Raw genomic sequence first — 16,784 nt, forward strand, 5'->3', positions numbered from 1 at the left:
AGCGTTGGAAGCGACCCAGTCTTGCCTATGGTTGTACCGAGAGACACGTCTATTCGTGATGATGAATCAGAACTCACCGACGCTTCCGACGCTCGGCAGTGGAATAACACTTCTCGAAGTGGATGACCGAACGACTGGTGCACTTCAGTCGCTCGTTCTCGACCACCTCTTGCTCGAAGATGGCTCTGCCATCTGGGTTGATGCACAGAGACACGGAGCCACACAGCCACTCGCACAAATTGCACCATCGATGCGCTTGCTCGACCGCATTCGTATCGCTCGTGCGTTCACGCCGTGGCAACATTCGAGCCTTCTGCGGGACCTCAAGTCGGCCGTCACGGCTGACACGACGCTCGTGATTCTCCCCGCGTTCGACTGGTTCTACCGCTCCGACGACTTGGGTCAGGGTGATGGAAAACGGATGCTGGCAGCGGGTCTCGAGTTCGTCACCGAACTCGCGGCTGAAACCGACAGTCCGATTCTAGTGACTCTGGATTCCGACGATTCGTTTACCGCACCGATTCGAGCGGCGGTAGACGACGTCGTTCGTTGTCGAGGGACGACGTTCGGTCCTCGATTTACTGGCAACGACTTCGAAACGCTGGTCTACTCGCTGGAGAACGGCTTGGTGCAGACGACATTCGCGTTTTGGAAACAGGTGCTCACGACGCGGCATCCATCTATCGAAGGTGCGAGTGCCACCACTCGAACGGAGGTGAGCCTCCATGGGGCGAACTAATTCGACGTATCGTGACCTCCTTCGGGCGATGGAGAATCGATGGGGGGAGTATCGACGCGGCCTTCGTCGTGCTGACCAGCAGGTGTTCGACCGGCTGTTCGAGTTTGCACGGGCACACGCGGATGCGAGCGGATTGCAGACGCCTCGGCTCGTAGAAATCCCCGCTCTCGTCTCGATTATCCTCGAACAGCAAAAGCAGATTGACGACCTCGAAGACCGTCTCGACCATCTCGAGCAGGATCTCAACGATCGGGAATGAGACGATGGTGTACAAAATCGACTCCGTTGACGGCGACGTGTTCAGGTGGTCGGTAACCGAGTCGGGGGTGGAATGTGAAGTAGATGAATCGTACACGCCGACGATCCATGTGTCCGTCCATGGTGATGGCGACTTTTCGACGGCACGTGCTGCACTTCGGGACCATCCTGCCGTTACGCGGGTTGCTGTGGTTGAGGGACGCGTGAGCTTTCGGCACGACCCCGAGCAAGTACTCCGAGTGGATGTAGTTGACCTCAAGGCGGTGAATTCAGTGGCACGAATGGTGAGCAAGTGGGGCTCTCCTGGTGAGTATCGCTGCTACAACGTTGATTTCTCGCGAGAGTTCCGCTACTGTCTCGAAGAAGGAATCGATCCGTTGCCGAAACACGAACTCTCGAAGATGCAGATTGCTGTGTCGGAGACGGAGCTTGCGAGTGAGCAAGTTACTGAACTTACGATCGACGATGAGATGGTGACTGGGAGTGGTGCGGACGTGTTAACGGCATTGTCGGCTCGTGTTGAGTCGGTTGACCCCGACGTTCTGTTCCTGAACACCAGCGACCTCATTCCCATCCTCTTCCAGCAGGCCGACCGACTCGACGTAGAGTTCCAGCTTGGACGACGACCCGGATGGCAGCAGTTGGCGGGTGAATCGACCTACGAAAGCTACGGGCAAGTCGGGCACTCCCCGGCACGCTACAATCTGCCCGGTCGGGTGATCATCGATGGCTCGAATACGTTCATGTGGAATCAGACGAATCTCGACGGCTGTCTGTATCTCGTCGAGCAGTCGGGCAAACCGCTGCAGGAGTTGGCATGGTCCTCGATTGGGAATGTTCTGACCGGGATTCAGATCCAAGAAGCTCGTGAACGGGATGTGCTTGTCCCGTGGCGTTCGTGGCGACACGAGCAGTTCAAAACGATGCGCCAGTTGCACGACGCCGACCGAGGTGGGTTCACGTTTACACCGGACGTCGGGCTGCACGAGGATGTCCACGAACTCGACTTCTCCTCGTTGTATCCGAGTATCATCGTCACGCGGAATGTGAGCCCTGAGAAGATTCGGTGTGAGTGCCATGCTGGTCGAGAAGATGTGCCGGGCATCGGGTATTCGATTTGTGATGAGCGTGGGTACCTTCCGGATGTGCTTGAGCCGTTGATCGAAGATCGTGATGCGATTAAAGCCGAGATTCGGGAGACTGAGGACGAAGAACGTCGCGACGAGTTGGAAGGCCAATCGAGTGCGATCAAGTGGATTTTGGTCTCCTGTTTCGGCTATCAAGGCTTTTCGAATGCGAAGTTCGGACGGATCGAGTGCCACGAGGCGATCAACGCGTATGCTCGGGAGATTCTGTTGGAGACGAAAGCAGTGCTCGAGGAGAACGGGTGGCGCATTGTGCATGGTATCGTCGATAGTGTGTGGGTGACGCCGATCGAAGGCGAGGAACAGACGTCGCTTTCGGAGCTTGTCTCGGAGATTTCTGAAGAAGTGGAAATTCGGCTGGAGCACGAAGCCCACTACGACTGGATCTCGTTTGTGCCGTTACGTGATTCGGATGCTGGTGCCTTGACGAAGTACTTCGGAAAGGTCGCCGGAGAAGATGAGTACAAATATCGGGGCATCGAGTGTCGCCAGCGGAGTACGCCGTCGTATATCGATGAGGCGCAGAAAGCGTTGATTCGAGCGGTGGATGCGTATCGTGATCCAGAGGCGGTGTGTGGGGAACTACGGTCGTGGGTCAATCGTCTTGAGCGTGGGGTAGTCGATCCGAGTGAGTTGGTGATCACGAATCGTGTTTCGAAAAAGCGGGAGGACTACACGCAATCGACGCGGAGTGTGGCGGCACTGGAGCGGGCGGCGGATTTGGGGTTGGCGCGTGCGCCTGGTCAGAGTGTCTCGTATGTGGTGGTGGACGATTCGAAGAAATCGCGGGAGCGGGTGAAATTGGCAAGTGAGGAGGTAGACGAGTATGATGTCGAGTTTTATCGGGAGTTGTTGGTTCGTGCGACAGCGAGTGTATTGTCACCGCTTGGGTGGCGAGAATTGGATATTGAACGGGAGTTAGAGCAGTATACCGAGTCGAGTTTGACGTCGTTTAGGTAACGTTTGTATGCTGCGAGAGCGAGCCCGGATGGTGTACCAATCAACAGTACCCAGTGCCACGGCTTCATACTGACAATCGTGCACCAGCACCGGAGCGGGAGGTATCTGAGCTGCCCGAGAGTTAGTTGCCACTGCAGGTGATTGTCGCGGTTGTCCTCCCATGCAGACATATGTACTAAATATAGTTGAATTGATATAATGGTTCGGTGTGGCAGTTCGCACTCTACAGGCGGACCAGGCCGAGTGCCTCGGGGTCAAGCCCCGAGGCGGTTCACGTGAAACACGAGAAACCGGACAACCCCGAGAAGGTGCAAAACTGGCTGCCAGCCCCCGACGGTGGCATGCGCTTTGCGGCTTGATTCTATGGACCCCACTGGTCGCTGGTCGACGGGCCATATGACATGCCCGAAGTCGTCCTTGCGGAGGAATGACGACTCCTCACTTCATCTCCAACCAGACAGTTGGCCTGCTGGATACTTCCTATTCGGTAGCCCAGTCTTAGCTGAGTGCTGGTAGTTCGACCAGCTACTGCTGAATAGAACGCGCTTATTCACCATGTGTCGTCGGAAGTTCGACGCCACTGTCTCTGATTACTCGCCCGTGGGCTCAGATGTGGACGCTTCGTTTCCGCCCGAGTCCCCTCCGGCGCCACCACGCTGGCCGAGTTCCTGATCAACCATCAGGAGGCCGGGACCGTCGTCACCGACGTGCTTGAGTTTATCCAGAACGGCCTGTGCTGTCGCCTCCTCCTCGACCTGTTCCGCAACGAACCACTGGAGCATGTTCTCGGTCGCGTTGTCGTTCTCTTCACGGGCGAGTGCGACGAGGTCATTGATCATCCCGGTTATTTCGACCTCGTGTTCGTAGGCTGCCTCGAAGGCGTCAGACGGACTGGACCACTCCTTTGGCGGACTGTCAATAGTATCCAGAGTAACTCGTCCGTCGCGCTCGATGACGAAGTCATAAATTCGCATCGCGTGAGCACGCTCCTCGTCGGCCTGGGCCCGCATCCACGACGCGAACCCGGGCAGACCTTCATCCTCGTAGTAGGCCGCCATCGAGAGGTACAAGTACTCCGAGTAGAGTTCAGCGTTGATCTGTTCGTTCAATGCCTCCTCGAGCGAATCTTTGAGCATAACGTCTAGGTTAACGCTTGGCCATGGCATCATTGTTGGGGTCAACGAAACCAACCCCTATTCGAAGTATATGATGGATGGGTGATGGGTATGTGCAGTTCTGGAGATACTGACTACGCCCTCTGTATCCGGCACAACACCCCTGACAGCTATAGTGCGTTGCCACCTCTCGATAGACCAACCGTGCGACCATCACGTCGTTCGTCTTGGTGACGTTCTTCGCGTGTTCGAGGACGTTGAGATACTTGTCCTCAACCTGCTGACTTTCCTCAGTCTTCCTTTTGTAGTTGATCTACGAGTGCATCCATTCGGTCGACGAATACTTCTGTTCGAGTACGAAGTGCGCTCAAATCGAGATCGAGTGGTTCGTAGCCATAGTCGGCTTGCTCACATTGGTCCCACAATTTGGATGAAAATCTCCCGTCGTCTCGTGGCGCATCCCCTTCGCGTCTACTTCCCTCCTCATTCCCTCGTAGTGGAATGATGAACGGCGAGCCGACCGAGTGGAGATTCGGTCCCAGACTGGTCGATCTGAACCTGCAAAGCGTTTATGGGGGAGAAATTCGTTTCGACGGGCATGGACGAGGTAGACCTCAAGTCCCTGGTGTCGTCACTAACGCCCCAGGAGGAGAACCAGTCGATCAAGTCGTACCAGAACACGGTTTCAGTGGCATGTCCGGCATGCGACGAACCATTCGAAGACCTCGTCGTCTGCAAGCAGAACCCGACGAGCCTCAACCTCTCATTGCAACTCGACCTCTGCGTCGGCGTCGAAGACGATCGCGCATTGATCTTCACGCACAGACATTAGTCGAAGGGGACTACCACGTCACTCCGAAGCAGACGGCGATGGCGCCAAATATACGCTCTGTAACAATTGTAAACTCGTCTCCATCATCTCCATCTGCCCAACTTGTCGATTATGGCGTGATTGAGTACAACTCCTCACTGCAGGTCGTTTCGTACACAGAACAACCTCACCACGAAGCGCTGGTGCAGGCGGGATAGAACCTCGGTGACGGCGGTAATGAATCGGATGGGAACAGCTCCAACTCGGAGCACTCTACGTATCTATGTCAGCAACGGAAACCGTGCGATCAGAATCAATCGTAACGTGAAACCCGATATACTCGAAGCTCACCATCGGTGAGCCATGCTGATAGAGATCCTCGAGTGCATCGGGGTCAATCACCTCGTAGAAGGGGTCGCAGGCGCCGTCCCATTCGCTTCAGTCACCGTCGTCACCACGGCAGCAGTAATCGACTCAGTATCTGAGTGTGTCGTTCGTATCGATGGCTCTGGCTGCGATGATGACGTGTTCTCCATACGCTCTGCCCAAGCAAGGTGTACTATAGGTTTTAGATGTTACTCGGCAACATATAGCATTCTTTTTGAACGATCAACAAACTCTCCTACCAGGTGGACAGTCGGCCAACAGAAACGGAGTGCTCACTTCGATTGAACATCCATTACCGTAGCGACGACAGAACGGGCCTTGGAATCGGTTCCCCCCGGGCATCCGGTTCCGCTATGGGCTACCCGCGCGAATGCAGCGAGTAGGCGATCAGCAGAACGCCGAAGAACTGAAACAGTCGCGTGACGAGCGTGAGCGGTTGCTGGTACTGCAAACCGAGGTAGCCCTCGCGGAGTAGCAGCGAACCGACGAAGGCGATGCTGAACGCGACGGCAGTGAGGAAAAACAGGCCCATGGAGAGTGCTTGCATCGTTCGGCTGTCGTGGCGGCGATACCCACGGTAGGCCTGATAGCCAACGTAACTACCGACGAGCGTCGACCCGAGGGCGAGCGCGATGATAACCCAATCGATGACGGTGGCTACAGGTGCCATCTCAGAGGTCCTCCCACATCTTCTTGAAGCGGTCGGCGGTGTCGCTCTCCCGTTCCCCGGGAAACGATTCGTCAGTGCGCGTTACGGCCGCCTCGAAGGACCCGGTGTCCAACTCGATAGAGACCTCCGACAGCGTGGCCGTATAAACGCTGTAGTGATTGTTGCGGGTCCGAATCTTGGTCTGCTCTTCGAGGAGTCCGTGTCCCTGTAACCGTTCCACTCGGCGGTAGACCGTCGGTTTGGACATCTCACATTCGTCGGCAAGCTCTTGTGCGGACATTGGTTTGATACTCGTTGCTGCGAGGATTTCCCGGGCGTACTCGTCACTGAGGATATCGAGAAGCTCACCCAGCGCTGGATCCTCACTCACGTTTCGGTCGAATGACTGCCTGTCGGATTAATAGGTCCATGGGTTTTGAACGCGGACGGTTGCGGCGACCGATTCCGGGAGTATGACGGGGGTGTTGCAGCGATACGGCGTTACTCTGGAGGGGCTGGTACGTCAACGGTGACCGCGATGGGTAGCCTCGTGCTGTCAGAGGGCACATCACCGTACTTCCGGTGTGGCTGCACGCTATCAATTCGTTGGCACCCATCGCATTTCGATGAAGGTGCCGTTAGATAATATAAAAGTAGGGCGAGTTTCTGACCCGGAAATTCGCGCGATTTCAGGCGTGACAGCCCACCGAACGGCCGACTTCGACGATGAGGTCGATTTTGACACCGGTTCCCCGGACAGTGTAGCCGTAGCCGTTGCAGTTCCACGAGAGCGAATTGGTCGTTCCGTGGTCGATAGTCGCCGGCTGTCCGTCGATCGTCACGTCGTGTTCGTCCTCCTCGATGTCGAGGGTGTAGTTGAACTTCGCAACCGTAAGTTCGCGTCCGTCAGCGGCGTACCGGAGTCCGACCCCCTCGATGCGGCCGGTCGTTTGCGTCGCGTAGACCAGTTCGAACGCGGGCGGCACGGTCGGGTCCGGCACCGCAATCGAACTCTGCGCCTCTAAGTCGGCGCGGCTCCGGTACCACTCCGTGTTCGGAGTATCCGGCCGCCGTACCGTCGTGTTGTCGTCTATCTCGGAACGGAACGTGTCCGCCGACACCTGCGGGTCGAACGTCACGTTCGTGTACGTCGTCGTCACCGACTGACGGGTATCGTTGACGTTCCACGCCGTCTCCTTGCGCAACGGGTAGAATCGCTCGGTGTCTACCCACAACCGCTGTCGGTAGCTGTCCTCGCTCCGGTTGTCCGCGGGAGTGATGTCGAGCACGTACGCGTCTCGCCCGCCGACGGCCTCGGTCTTGACGAACTCGACGGCGTAACTACGGTTTCCGTCCATCTGGGGGGTGGTACCGGCGTGTCGCGGCAAGGCGGGTAACGGCGACACGCCGATGGATTTGGGTCGCCCCGCGTCGTCGGTCAGCCCCGCGGCTGCGACGAGCCGTTGGAGTCGAACGGCCGTTTGAGAATCGGTCGGTGGTCCCGTCAACTCGACGGTAGTCACGACGTTCTGGTCGATATCGTGGAGCCAAAGCGTCGAACCGTTCGAGACCTGCAGTTCGTACCGTCGATCCGATGCGTTTTGGAAGCGGACTCGTTTTCGGTCGGTACCCGGGACGAGCGTGACGGTGGCGACGTTTCGAGACGTGACGGTGCCGTTAGTCCGCATCGTGACCGCCCGCGTGCCTGTGAACGCGTCGATGGAGTGGTAGCGCTCGGTCACGTTGGCGTCGACCGAAGGGTTCGCGTCGTCTATCGTACCTCCCGCGGCCCAGAGGACCGCGGAGAGCACGACGCCGAGGAGCAAGAGCGCGACGAATGTGCGTCGGTTGAATCGGAGTCGCGTGCGGCTCATACTACTACCACGCTGAGCGAGGGTTTAATTGCGTGTCGAATAACTGGCGGCGAATTACTTCCGGATGATCGGCGAGCACCGACGGTTCCCGCCGACCGTGCAAAACGAGGAAGCCACTAGCGAGGGGTGGCGCAGCGGAAAACAGTCGCTCACGGTTTCGACCGAATCGAGTTGGACGTGCCACAATATGTTTCTTTTCGGTGGAATGGTAATAAATGTGTTTTCAGCACGTGAGAATTGGAGAAGGTTTTACTCCACTTCGTATCATATGCCTGTGCAGTAATGAAAACACCGAACGACCAACAGACGCTCTCGCCAGATACCGTCTTCGACGTACTTCGGAACCCTCGTCGCCAGTTCGTCTTAGCGTATCTCCGACAGCAGAATCACCCGGTGACGCTCACCGAACTCGCGCGCCAGACTACCGCGTGGGAAGCAGATGTCCCGGTGTCGGAGGTCGATGGGGAGTCGATGAAACCGGTGTATACATCGCTATCACACGCCCAATTGCCGAAACTCGTGGACCACGGACTGCTCGAATACACGAGCGATGATCGACGAACCGTCGATACTACGGGTCGAATGCGGATACTCGAAGCCGATTTCGATTTTACTGCTCTCGTCGAACCGCAGCGGTACTACACCGAGTGATACCCGACAGTGTTGTTATGCGATCTGACGCGGTCGATACGGACTGGCCCACGTGGGGATATCACAGCCGAGTCGAGCCACGCGGTTTTCTATCGATGGATGGGTTGCGAACAAGGAAAAGAGAAGTGAACGATCCGTGTTCCACGGAATCGGACCCGCGATATCCTCGATGTTCTCGCCAGTTGCGATAGCTGCGACTCGATAGAGCGCATCGGCGAGCGTTTCGGGGTCCACGACGTGGGCGGCGTAGGCGTCCGCGCGGTACTCTTCCATTCGATTCGCATACCGACTCAGCGCGAGCGCGAGTGGTTCGACACCCAACCCGAGTGCATACCGAACGAGGCGGATTGGTCGCTCTTCGATGAACGCGAGGGCGCTGAACAACAGTGACCCGATGGCGGCTACGAACGGGCCGCGTCCTGCAAGAAGGACGAGCCAGAACGCGCTGAAACCGAGTATCTGGGGAGTGTACGCACGGATCGCGTCCGTGTGGATATCCGTTCCCAGATGACCGAGTTCGTGTGCGAACAACGCACTCACGCCTACTCGCCCGACGATTTGCGGGAGGAGCGGGTCGAACGCGACGACGGGTTCACCGTCGTCGTAGCCGACGACGGCACCCGGCGCGTCCATCTCCATGAGGACGATTCGAGGAACGGGACGACCCGCAGTTTCGCAGACTTCGAGTACCGCCCGCTGAACGTCTGGTAACTCGTTGGGGTCGAACGGTCTGGCGTGTTCGTGTTCGAACTCGTAGCGACCACCGGAGCGGTACGACAGAAAGGCGATGATACCGAACACGAACAGTCCGAGGCCAACGACAGGGAGGGGGGCACCTGTCCGAACGACAGCTGCAATCGCGAGGAGCGTGGCGGCCAATAGCCCGAGCGTGATTCCCCACGCACGAACGATCAGCGAAATCGTCATATAACTTCACACTCACAGGAGGAATAATAATAGAATCGATTATCGAGGGGGTGACCGACGTCCTAATCGCTCGTCTGTGTCCAGACGGCGGCTTTCGCCGGAATATCGGCGAGACACGCGTCGATATCGAGTATCCGTTTCACCTCGAAAACATAATAGAAGACCTCGGCTTTCTCCACGATTTCGTCGTACTTTCTCGTGAACGTGTTCGGGATACCGTCGTGGGGTTGCTCCGCCGTGAACCACGACCGCCCGCGTTTGCCGCAGCCGCGTCGTCGAGAGCTCGTCAGATAGAGATGTCAAATGAGCCGCGGTGAAAAATCACGGTTTGACGAAGATTTTCACTTGGTCGCTACTTTCGTCGAGGAGGGATTCGAACCCCTCGTCGACGATATCATCGAGTTCGATGCGGTCGGTAACGAGCGGATCGGGGTCGAGTGTCCCGTCCGCGAGCATATCAATAACCATCCCGTATTCTTCGTTCGAGCGTGGTCCCCCCAGATATGCGAGCGTTCCGGTGAGCGTTCGTTCGCCGAGGACGACCGTATTCGGAGGCATATTCACCGTCTCTTCCCAGATGCTCACAACGGTAACGGTTCCACCCGGTCGGGTGCTTTCGAGCGCGGCGTTGAACGTCGCTTCGATGCCAGCGACTTCGAATGCTGCATCGACGCCACCGTCAGTCGATGAGAGTATTTCGCCGACGGCATCCACCTCAGTCGGGTCGATGAGATGGTCGGCTCCGGAGTCTGCCGCTCGGTCGCGGCGGGCCGCCCGAGGTTCCGAGACGAAGATGCGTCTGGCACCGGCCGCCCGTGCACACTGAATCACCGATAGGCCGATAGGACCGCTGCCGAAGACCGCGACAGTGTCGCCAGCGCTAATACCGGAACGACGAACGGCGTGGAGCCCGACACTCAACGGTTCGACGAGCGCACCGTGTTCGAGCGGAACATCCTCTCCAAGGGGGACTGCTTGCTCCGCGCTCACGACGACGTTTTCGGCGAACCCACCGCCGCCACCGGACAGACCGATGAAGCCACCAGAATCACAGAGGTGATACGTTCCCTGTCGACATTGGCGACACTCGCCACAGTAGAGAATGGGATTGATCGCCACCGCATCACCTTCACTGAGATCTTCCACGTCCGCTCCGATTTCGCTGACGACACCGCTGAATTCGTGTCCCATCGTAATGGGCGCCTTTTCACCCGAAACCGCATGCGGCTCCCCTTCAGGGATGAATATGGGTCCCGCCGCGTACTCGTGTAAATCGGAGCCACAGATGCCACACGTATCGACCGCTACGCGCACATCCGTTGCTCCGACACTCGTTTCCTCCGTCTCTTCGACGCGAATGTCATGTTGTCCATGCCACCGTGCAGCTTGCATAACAGAACAGCTTCACCACGATCCATGATAGCAATTGTGGTGGTTTCACGAGAAGTCAGCACGGGACGGATGACCGGTCGGTAATAACCACCCCATATTACCTATTGAAACTATTGTGACTATTGTGACTATTTCAGCTGGCGCTATCAGATGCACACTCGCGGCCCCGACTTCCTTCGTTCAACGGTTCCATCTTCGCGCCCTCACAAGCCGTCGGTGCGCGGATAGAAGGTCGGTTTCGAGCGTATCCGCCTCTCACCGGGTAGCCACGGCGGAGAATACCAACGTAACCACTGATGGTACAGACATAGTTCTCCTCCAAACCATCTAGCAAACTACTCTGATTCGGGCTGGCCGGTTCGTTCATCGGCTTCCGGAATCCGTCGTGGCAAGAACGTCGATACGATAAGCAGGAGGAGCACGAACAGTACGAGGAGAAGCAGCGCCGCCCGTTGCGCGTCGAACATCGCGGCCTCGAAGATACCTTTGACCAATCGACGTTGTGACGGGGTGAGTTGGGCCAGGAACTGCCGTTGCGTGGCTTCGGTCGCCGTCTCTGCTGCATCTTCGAGCGCGATTATCAACTCGTACCGCTGCTTCATCGAGACCGTCACGTTCCGTACGCGCAGCACGCCGTCGACGACGCTGCCGTAGAACTGTCCGAGAAAAAACGAGCCGACGACTGCCGTCCCCAGGGAAAATCCTATGGAACTGCTCACATTCAGGACGCCGGACGCCTCCGCGGAGTCCGCGGTCGGGACAGCCGACATCGTCATATTGGTGATCTGTGCCAGTATGAGTCCGACACCGGCACCATACAGCGCCACCGGGATAACCATCGTGCTGATCGTCTGATCGGGCCCCGTCTGCTCGTACAACAGCACCAGTCCAACGCCGATACAGACGATGCCGACCTGAATGAGCGTCTTTGGCGAGATGTACTTCCGCCAACCGGGAGTAAACGCCGAAAAAAGAACCGACGCGAGAGAGTACGGTAACAACGCGACCCCGGTTTCGAAGGCGGTGTATCCGAGCACGGCCTGGAGATAGACCGGGACAATAAACATGAAGCCAGCCGAGATTATCGAGCGAATGTTGTACGTGATGACACCGGACAAAAAAGAGCGGTTCGTCAGTACGTTCAGCGGAACGAGCGGTTCCCGGTCGGCGCGTTCCATCCGGCGTTCGTACTGAACGAACGCGGCGAACGCGAGCAGTCCGACCCCGAGGAACCAGATCGTCGGCGACGTGCCGAACGGGTTGAGCTGCACGTCGCCGACGAAAAACGGTCGCCTCACGAGTAGCCACCCGTACTTCCCACTGAGAAGGAATCCGGTGACGAGCGACGTTGCACCGACGATGGACAGAGCAGTCCCGCCTTTGTCCAACGATTCGCCTGTTTCTGACAGTGGGTTCGGATTCACGTACCGAACGAAGAAGAGAATAACTCCCACACCGATGAGTTGGAGCGTAAACCCCCACCGCCAACTGGCGTACGTGGTTAGTGCACCACCGATAATCGGCCCGAGAGTCGACCCGACCCCGTTCACGCCAGCCAACAGACCGAATGCCTTCGCCCGGTCGTTGTCTTCGTAACTGACCGTCAATACGGTGAACGTCAGGGGAAACAACACGGCGGCCGCGGACCCCTCGATGAACGACCAGCCGATGTAGAGGACCGTCGTATTCCAGCTAATCGACGCCACAATCGTCCCACCGGCGTAGACGAGCAGTGCGATTGTCATTACACGACGACTACTATGCCGAGACGGCAGCGTACCCGCCGGGAGAATCAGCGCCGCTATCACCAGCGAGTAGAGCGCGACCGCCCCTTGAATCGCGGTCACCGTGGTATCGAACTCGTCCACCATCGTGGGAATCGCCACGTTCATCAGGGATGCATTGATGACCACGATGAACGTCGTCAGACTCACGGCAATTGCTGGCCCCCAGTATCGTACTCTCGTCTGTACGTCAGTCGAGAGACGAGAACTTCCGTTGGAAGCAGACCCATCTGGAGGCATACAGCGAAATACCACCGTGATCCCCAAATAGCATAGACCTGAGTATCACCGAGAGTCGGAGATACTACCCGGCCCTTCGGGGCGGAGGGGTGTCAGTTCGGTTCGTCAGAACGGCCTCGCGTGCGTGGTCGCCTGCCCGTTCCGCGGACTACTCGGTCTCTTCGACGTTCCCGCAGTTCCGACAGCGTTTCATTCCACCGTGCGCGTCGCCGTAGTCGTGTCTGATGCCCGAGATGCACAGCACGTCTTGGAGGAGTCCCATACGTGGCAGATATCGCGGCGACCGGATAACGGTTTCCCGTTCTGCTCGCGGACCTGTGAGCCACTGAGTCGTCACCGCTGGAAACGCTGACTCCCCGGTCGCCAAGAGAATATCGTCGTCGGTCGTTTCCTCTACATGCCGATAGCGCGTCTCTCTCTCTTTCTGGTATCGCACACTGCCGTCTGTCATTGATGCAGACACGTTATCCGGCGCGACTACCGTGAGCACGGTACCGATTACGCGGTGCCCCCCACGACGGTGAAGCGGGATTGGTTAGTCTTCGGTCTCGTGGCCGTTCGATTTGCGTTCTTGGTCGGGATGGTCGGAGACGTACACCGTGGTGTTCGAAGGAATATCCTCGGTAATCCAGGAATTTGCGCCGATACTGACGTGATCGCCGACGGTGATGGCGCCGAGGACGTTCGACCCGGCACCGATGACGACGTGGTCGCCGATGTCGGGGTGGCGCTTGTACCCTTTCTTGAGTGCGTGGTCGGTGTCCTCCTCCTCTTCGAAGTGGAGGGCACCGAGGGTGACGTTCTGGTAGAGTCGGCACCAGTCGCCGATAGTGGCGGTCTCACCGATGACGACGCCGGTGCCGTGGTCGATGAAGAAGTAATCTCCGATCTCGGCCCCGGGATGGATATCGATGCCCGTGTCGCTTTTCGCGGCTTCGGTGAGTTCGCGTGCGTACTCCTGCCTGCTCTCCTTGTACAGTTCGTGAGCGACACGCTGCGCGACGATGGCGTGGAATCCCGGATACGCCCGGATTACCTCGATGTAGGACTTCGCAGCAGGGTCGCCTTTATACGCGGCTTCGACGTCGTGTTTGAGGCGCTCTCTGATGGCGGGAAGTTGGTCGATGACGGCGCTGATACAGTCCCGAGGGTGATCGCTGGGAGCGTACAGTTGGCAACCTCGCGTGAGTTGCTCGCCGAGTTCAGTGAGGGTTTCTCGAACGTCATCGGGGTCGGTGTGGTCCGCGTAGGCGTTCCAGCAACTCGGGAAGAGGAGGCGATGAAGGAGGTCGAGTTCAGTGCTCGCGTGCGAGGTCTCGGGGGCGGCCCGTGGCTCGTGGACCGGAAAGGGAGGCTCGTCGGCCTCGTAGGCGGCGACTAAGCTGTGGTGAGCGTTGCCGGTGTAGCGGTACTCCATCACTCTTTTTGTAAGGAGCTAGTTGGGAAGAAGCTATGGGATAACGGAATTGCGGTCCATCCGGGAAACTCACCATCGATGGCGAGGAAGAGAGAATGCACAGTTGGTCGACAGAGCTGTCCGGCGCGTCGTGGCAAATCGTTCCTGCCGTCATCTCCGAATTTCTGCAGAACACGGACGCCGAAAATCGAAACGAGTTATCGAATCAGTGCTCCAAATGAAGACCATCAAGATATTCACATCGATGGGAGCGTACGACAGCTATGTGAAGGGGAATATCGGCTCTGATATCCATTTCACACGTCCCACATCGCTTCGTGAATTTCTGTAATGGTTCTTTTTTTGGCAAGTGTGAGAACGGAAGTGGTCGCGAACGACCGTCTCTGTCGGTTGGATACTGTAAGTTGATTAATACCTAATGAGCCCGTTATTGGTGGTGGATGCCAACCCAGAAATTTCGAGTGTCGATCTTTATCGTCGTGCTGATACTTCTAGCACCTGTCGCGACGAGCGGATTGATGCACGAGGATTTGACGGTCTCGAAGGACGCAAATCAACGAGCAAACGATATCCCGGTCGAGGACGTCACGTTCGTTTCCGCACAGGGAAAGGAGTTTCCGACGGGACAGGCGAGATTGGTAGCGTTCGACACGGCGACGAACGAACCGGTCTGGATACACAGCAAGTACGACCGATATATGGACGTGGATCCGCTCGGAGAGAGTCGGGTTCTCTTCGTCGCACGTGATGGGAGTATGAACAAGTCCGCGTTTTCGTTCGACGTGACGTTTTACGCCATCGAGATGAACTGGCGGACGGGAACGGTACTCAAGAAGTTCGAGATTCCACCCGGAACGCACGACATCGACTACCTCGGGGGGGATCGGTACGCCATCGCCGACCTGAGCAAGGAAAACCGCGTGTTCGTGTACGACCGCTCCGAGGACGAGGTCGTGTGGGAGTATCGGTTCCGCAAGCACTTCCCCAAGAGTGCGGGGGGCGGTCCCGGTGGATACACTCACTTGAACGACATCGATGCGGTCGACAACGGGTCCGCGTTTCTCGTCAGTCCGCGGAATTTCGACCGTGTTATGCTTATCGACCGGGAATCGAAACGCGTTCGCTGGACGCTGGGAGAGGAGGATAACTACGACATCCTCAACGAACAGCACAACCCGGTTCTCCTCTCGCAGGACCCGGTCACAGTTCTCGTCGCGGATAGCGAGAACAACCGCGTCGTCGAGTACGAAAAGACGGAGAGCGGATGGAAACAGACCTGGTCCTACGGAACGGGATTGGATTGGCCGCGGGACGCAGACCGACTTCCGAACGGAAACACGCTCATCGTCGACAGTAACAACAATCGCGCTCTCGAAGTGACTCCGGGCGGAGACGTCGTCTGGAAAGTGAAGATTCCCTTCGAACCGTACGACGTCGAACGGCCGGTGTACGGGGACGAACCGTCGGGACCACCGATAGCCGAACTCGAGGGAAGCGATGCCGTCGATACGAAAGCAGTCGGGCAGGATAGGAATGGCCTAGTGGCCAGAATCGATGCCACGTACACGTACGTCTACACTACCGCCCAGTGGGTTCTTCCGACGTGGATCGGTCCGCTAGAATTCAATCTCCTCGTCCTTGCGGTGCTCATCGTCGTACTGTGGGGTGCTGTCGAGGTGGTTCATTGGAGAGGGTGGACGTAAGCGAAGTGAGTGAGTGAGTGAGTGAATGAGTGAGTGAATGAGTGAGTGAATGAGTGAGTGAATGAGTGAATGGGGTCTCGATGTGACGGCAACAGAGAAACTACTGCTGATTTCCCCGAGAAGTCCCATTCTCTCTCATTTCCCGTATTCTCTCTCAACTCCAATACTGTACTCCCGTAATGGGCGGTCCCATCGCCTGTAGTTTATCCGATAGCGTCACGACCTACCAAGTATGTCATCCGCGTCATACCGGTGTACGTGCGGTGCGACCCTCGAGTACAAGCAGGATCTCGTGAAGGAACGGGGTGAGGTCTATCCGACGTGGAAGTGCAAAGACTGCGGGACGCCGGTTCCTGGACAAATCGCCGAGAAAATAAAACACCAACATCCATCGTGACGCGGTTCAATCGTTCCCGTCAGGTCGATAAATCGTGGCGATTCCATTCGTTGACTACTCCGATGGTAATCGCCGCCCTGTTTAAGTCGTTCTCGCGATGACGAGTAGATACGAGGAGGATTTTCGCGGACTGTTGTCCTTCGTGCGATGAGAAAACGATACCGTCGGTGGGACAACCACGTCTGGGTTGTAAATAGTCGGGGGAAAAAAGTGCACCAGTGCGTACTATTTTCCTTCTGAATGAGAGATCGACAACAGCGAAGAGATGAGCCGAAAATAGCTGATTAAGGTGGCTATTGTACCTATTCCTTGGACCCACCACACCCCACGGAGCC

General features: G+C 57.3%; 14 protein-coding genes. 6 read left to right on the forward strand and 8 right to left on the reverse strand.

Translation table 11 applies throughout. The annotated features are described in order from the left end of the window. The first annotated feature begins 58 nt into the window (after nucleotides 1-58). Genes OPC11_RS16800 through OPC11_RS16810 form a run of 3 tightly spaced genes read left to right on the forward strand, consistent with a single transcriptional unit; the run spans nucleotide 59 to nucleotide 3,102 of the window. Nucleotides 59-739 (forward strand): hypothetical protein, encoded by a 681-nt coding sequence (locus OPC11_RS16800; protein ID WP_264782682.1) that lies wholly within the window; start codon nucleotides 59-61, stop codon nucleotides 737-739. Beyond that, a complete protein-coding gene (locus OPC11_RS16805; RefSeq protein ID WP_026178017.1) occupies nucleotides 726-998 on the forward strand; it encodes a hypothetical protein in 273 nt (90 codons plus the stop codon). Before OPC11_RS16800 ends, OPC11_RS16805 begins: the two co-directional genes overlap by 14 nt. Nucleotides 999-1,002: 4 nt before the next feature. Continuing rightward, nucleotides 1,003-3,102 (forward strand): type B DNA-directed DNA polymerase, encoded by a 2,100-nt coding sequence (locus tag OPC11_RS16810; protein ID WP_264782683.1) that lies wholly within the window; start codon nucleotides 1,003-1,005, stop codon nucleotides 3,100-3,102. 590 nt (nucleotides 3,103-3,692) lie between these two features. On the opposite strand, the gene OPC11_RS16815 is transcribed toward OPC11_RS16810, so the two are convergent. After that, nucleotides 3,693-4,238 (reverse strand): ferritin, encoded by a 546-nt coding sequence (locus OPC11_RS16815; RefSeq protein WP_139025525.1) that lies wholly within the window; start codon nucleotides 4,236-4,238, stop codon nucleotides 3,693-3,695. A 577-nt stretch (nucleotides 4,239-4,815) separates the two neighbouring features. Here OPC11_RS16815 and OPC11_RS16820 point away from each other — a divergent pair. Beyond that, the gene (locus OPC11_RS16820) at nucleotides 4,816-5,049 is read left to right on the forward strand and encodes a hypothetical protein (RefSeq protein ID WP_026178018.1); all 234 of its coding nucleotides are present in this window, start codon (nucleotides 4,816-4,818) and stop codon (nucleotides 5,047-5,049) included. Between the two features lie 724 nt (nucleotides 5,050-5,773). On the opposite strand, the gene OPC11_RS16830 is transcribed toward OPC11_RS16820, so the two are convergent. From OPC11_RS16830 to OPC11_RS16840, 3 genes are all read right to left on the reverse strand, one after another. Continuing rightward, nucleotides 5,774-6,085, reverse strand: a complete 312-nt coding sequence (locus OPC11_RS16830; RefSeq protein WP_007981349.1) for a hypothetical protein — start codon at nucleotides 6,083-6,085, stop codon at nucleotides 5,774-5,776. A 1-nt stretch (nucleotide 6,086) separates the two neighbouring features. Next, nucleotides 6,087-6,455 (reverse strand): helix-turn-helix domain-containing protein, encoded by a 369-nt coding sequence (locus OPC11_RS16835; RefSeq protein WP_007981347.1) that lies wholly within the window; start codon nucleotides 6,453-6,455, stop codon nucleotides 6,087-6,089. A 298-nt stretch (nucleotides 6,456-6,753) separates the two neighbouring features. Next, nucleotides 6,754-7,938: a sigma-E factor regulatory protein RseB domain-containing protein gene (locus OPC11_RS16840; protein WP_264782684.1), complete on the reverse strand. Its 1,185-nt coding sequence runs from the start codon at nucleotides 7,936-7,938 to the stop codon at nucleotides 6,754-6,756. A gap of 282 nt (nucleotides 7,939-8,220) precedes the next feature. On the opposite strand from OPC11_RS16840, the gene OPC11_RS16845 reads away from it, so the two are divergent. Further along, nucleotides 8,221-8,589 carry a hypothetical protein gene (locus OPC11_RS16845; RefSeq protein ID WP_264782685.1) on the forward strand — a complete coding sequence of 123 codons (369 nt, stop codon included), beginning with the start codon at nucleotides 8,221-8,223 and terminating at the stop codon, nucleotides 8,587-8,589. Between the two features lie 15 nt (nucleotides 8,590-8,604). Here OPC11_RS16845 and OPC11_RS16850 read toward each other — a convergent pair whose 3' ends face one another. The 4 genes from OPC11_RS16850 to epsC all read right to left on the reverse strand — a co-directional run bounded on the left by OPC11_RS16850 (nucleotide 8,605) and on the right by epsC (nucleotide 14,349). Continuing rightward, nucleotides 8,605-9,516, reverse strand: coding sequence for a M48 family metalloprotease (locus tag OPC11_RS16850; protein ID WP_264782686.1), 912 nt, complete (start codon nucleotides 9,514-9,516; stop codon nucleotides 8,605-8,607). A 321-nt stretch (nucleotides 9,517-9,837) separates the two neighbouring features. Next, the gene (locus OPC11_RS16855; protein ID WP_026178019.1) at nucleotides 9,838-10,908 is read right to left on the reverse strand and encodes a 2,3-butanediol dehydrogenase; all 1,071 of its coding nucleotides are present in this window, start codon (nucleotides 10,906-10,908) and stop codon (nucleotides 9,838-9,840) included. 335 nt (nucleotides 10,909-11,243) lie between these two features. Continuing rightward, on the reverse strand, nucleotides 11,244-12,842 hold the full coding sequence (locus OPC11_RS16860) for an MFS transporter (protein ID WP_007981335.1): 1,599 nt from the start codon (nucleotides 12,840-12,842) through the stop codon (nucleotides 11,244-11,246). Between the two features lie 625 nt (nucleotides 12,843-13,467). Next, nucleotides 13,468-14,349 carry a serine O-acetyltransferase EpsC gene (gene epsC / locus OPC11_RS16865; protein ID WP_264782687.1) on the reverse strand — a complete coding sequence of 294 codons (882 nt, stop codon included), beginning with the start codon at nucleotides 14,347-14,349 and terminating at the stop codon, nucleotides 13,468-13,470. A 518-nt stretch (nucleotides 14,350-14,867) separates the two neighbouring features. Between epsC and OPC11_RS16870 the strand changes: the two genes are divergently transcribed. Beyond that, on the forward strand, nucleotides 14,868-16,052 hold the full coding sequence (locus tag OPC11_RS16870; protein ID WP_264782688.1) for an aryl-sulfate sulfotransferase: 1,185 nt from the start codon (nucleotides 14,868-14,870) through the stop codon (nucleotides 16,050-16,052). The last annotated feature ends 732 nt before the right edge of the window (nucleotides 16,053-16,784 follow it).

The sequence above is a fragment of the Haladaptatus sp. T7 genome, from assembly GCF_026008575.1.
In the GTDB taxonomy this organism is placed as follows: domain Archaea; phylum Halobacteriota; class Halobacteria; order Halobacteriales; family Haladaptataceae; genus Haladaptatus; species Haladaptatus paucihalophilus.

Bases quoted from the DNA above. Each gene is read 5' to 3' on its own strand.
- OPC11_RS16845 (WP_264782685.1), top strand. From the start codon at position 8,221: ATGAAAACACCGAACGACCAACAGACGCTCTCGCCAGATACCGTCTTC.
- OPC11_RS16800 (WP_264782682.1), top strand. From the start codon at position 59: ATGATGAATCAGAACTCACCGACGCTTCCGACGCTCGGCAGTGGAATA.
- OPC11_RS16805 (WP_026178017.1), top strand. From the start codon at position 726: ATGGGGCGAACTAATTCGACGTATCGTGACCTCCTTCGGGCGATGGAG.
- OPC11_RS16830 (WP_007981349.1), bottom strand. From the start codon at position 6,085: ATGGCACCTGTAGCCACCGTCATCGATTGGGTTATCATCGCGCTCGCC.
- OPC11_RS16815 (WP_139025525.1), bottom strand. From the start codon at position 4,238: ATGCTCAAAGATTCGCTCGAGGAGGCATTGAACGAACAGATCAACGCT.
- OPC11_RS16840 (WP_264782684.1), bottom strand. From the start codon at position 7,938: ATGAGCCGCACGCGACTCCGATTCAACCGACGCACATTCGTCGCGCTC.
- OPC11_RS16855 (WP_026178019.1), bottom strand. From the start codon at position 10,908: ATGCAAGCTGCACGGTGGCATGGACAACATGACATTCGCGTCGAAGAG.
- OPC11_RS16820 (WP_026178018.1), top strand. From the start codon at position 4,816: ATGGACGAGGTAGACCTCAAGTCCCTGGTGTCGTCACTAACGCCCCAG.
- OPC11_RS16850 (WP_264782686.1), bottom strand. From the start codon at position 9,516: ATGACGATTTCGCTGATCGTTCGTGCGTGGGGAATCACGCTCGGGCTA.
- epsC (WP_264782687.1), bottom strand. From the start codon at position 14,349: ATGGAGTACCGCTACACCGGCAACGCTCACCACAGCTTAGTCGCCGCC.
- OPC11_RS16870 (WP_264782688.1), top strand. From the start codon at position 14,868: ATGCACGAGGATTTGACGGTCTCGAAGGACGCAAATCAACGAGCAAAC.
- OPC11_RS16810 (WP_264782683.1), top strand. From the start codon at position 1,003: ATGGTGTACAAAATCGACTCCGTTGACGGCGACGTGTTCAGGTGGTCG.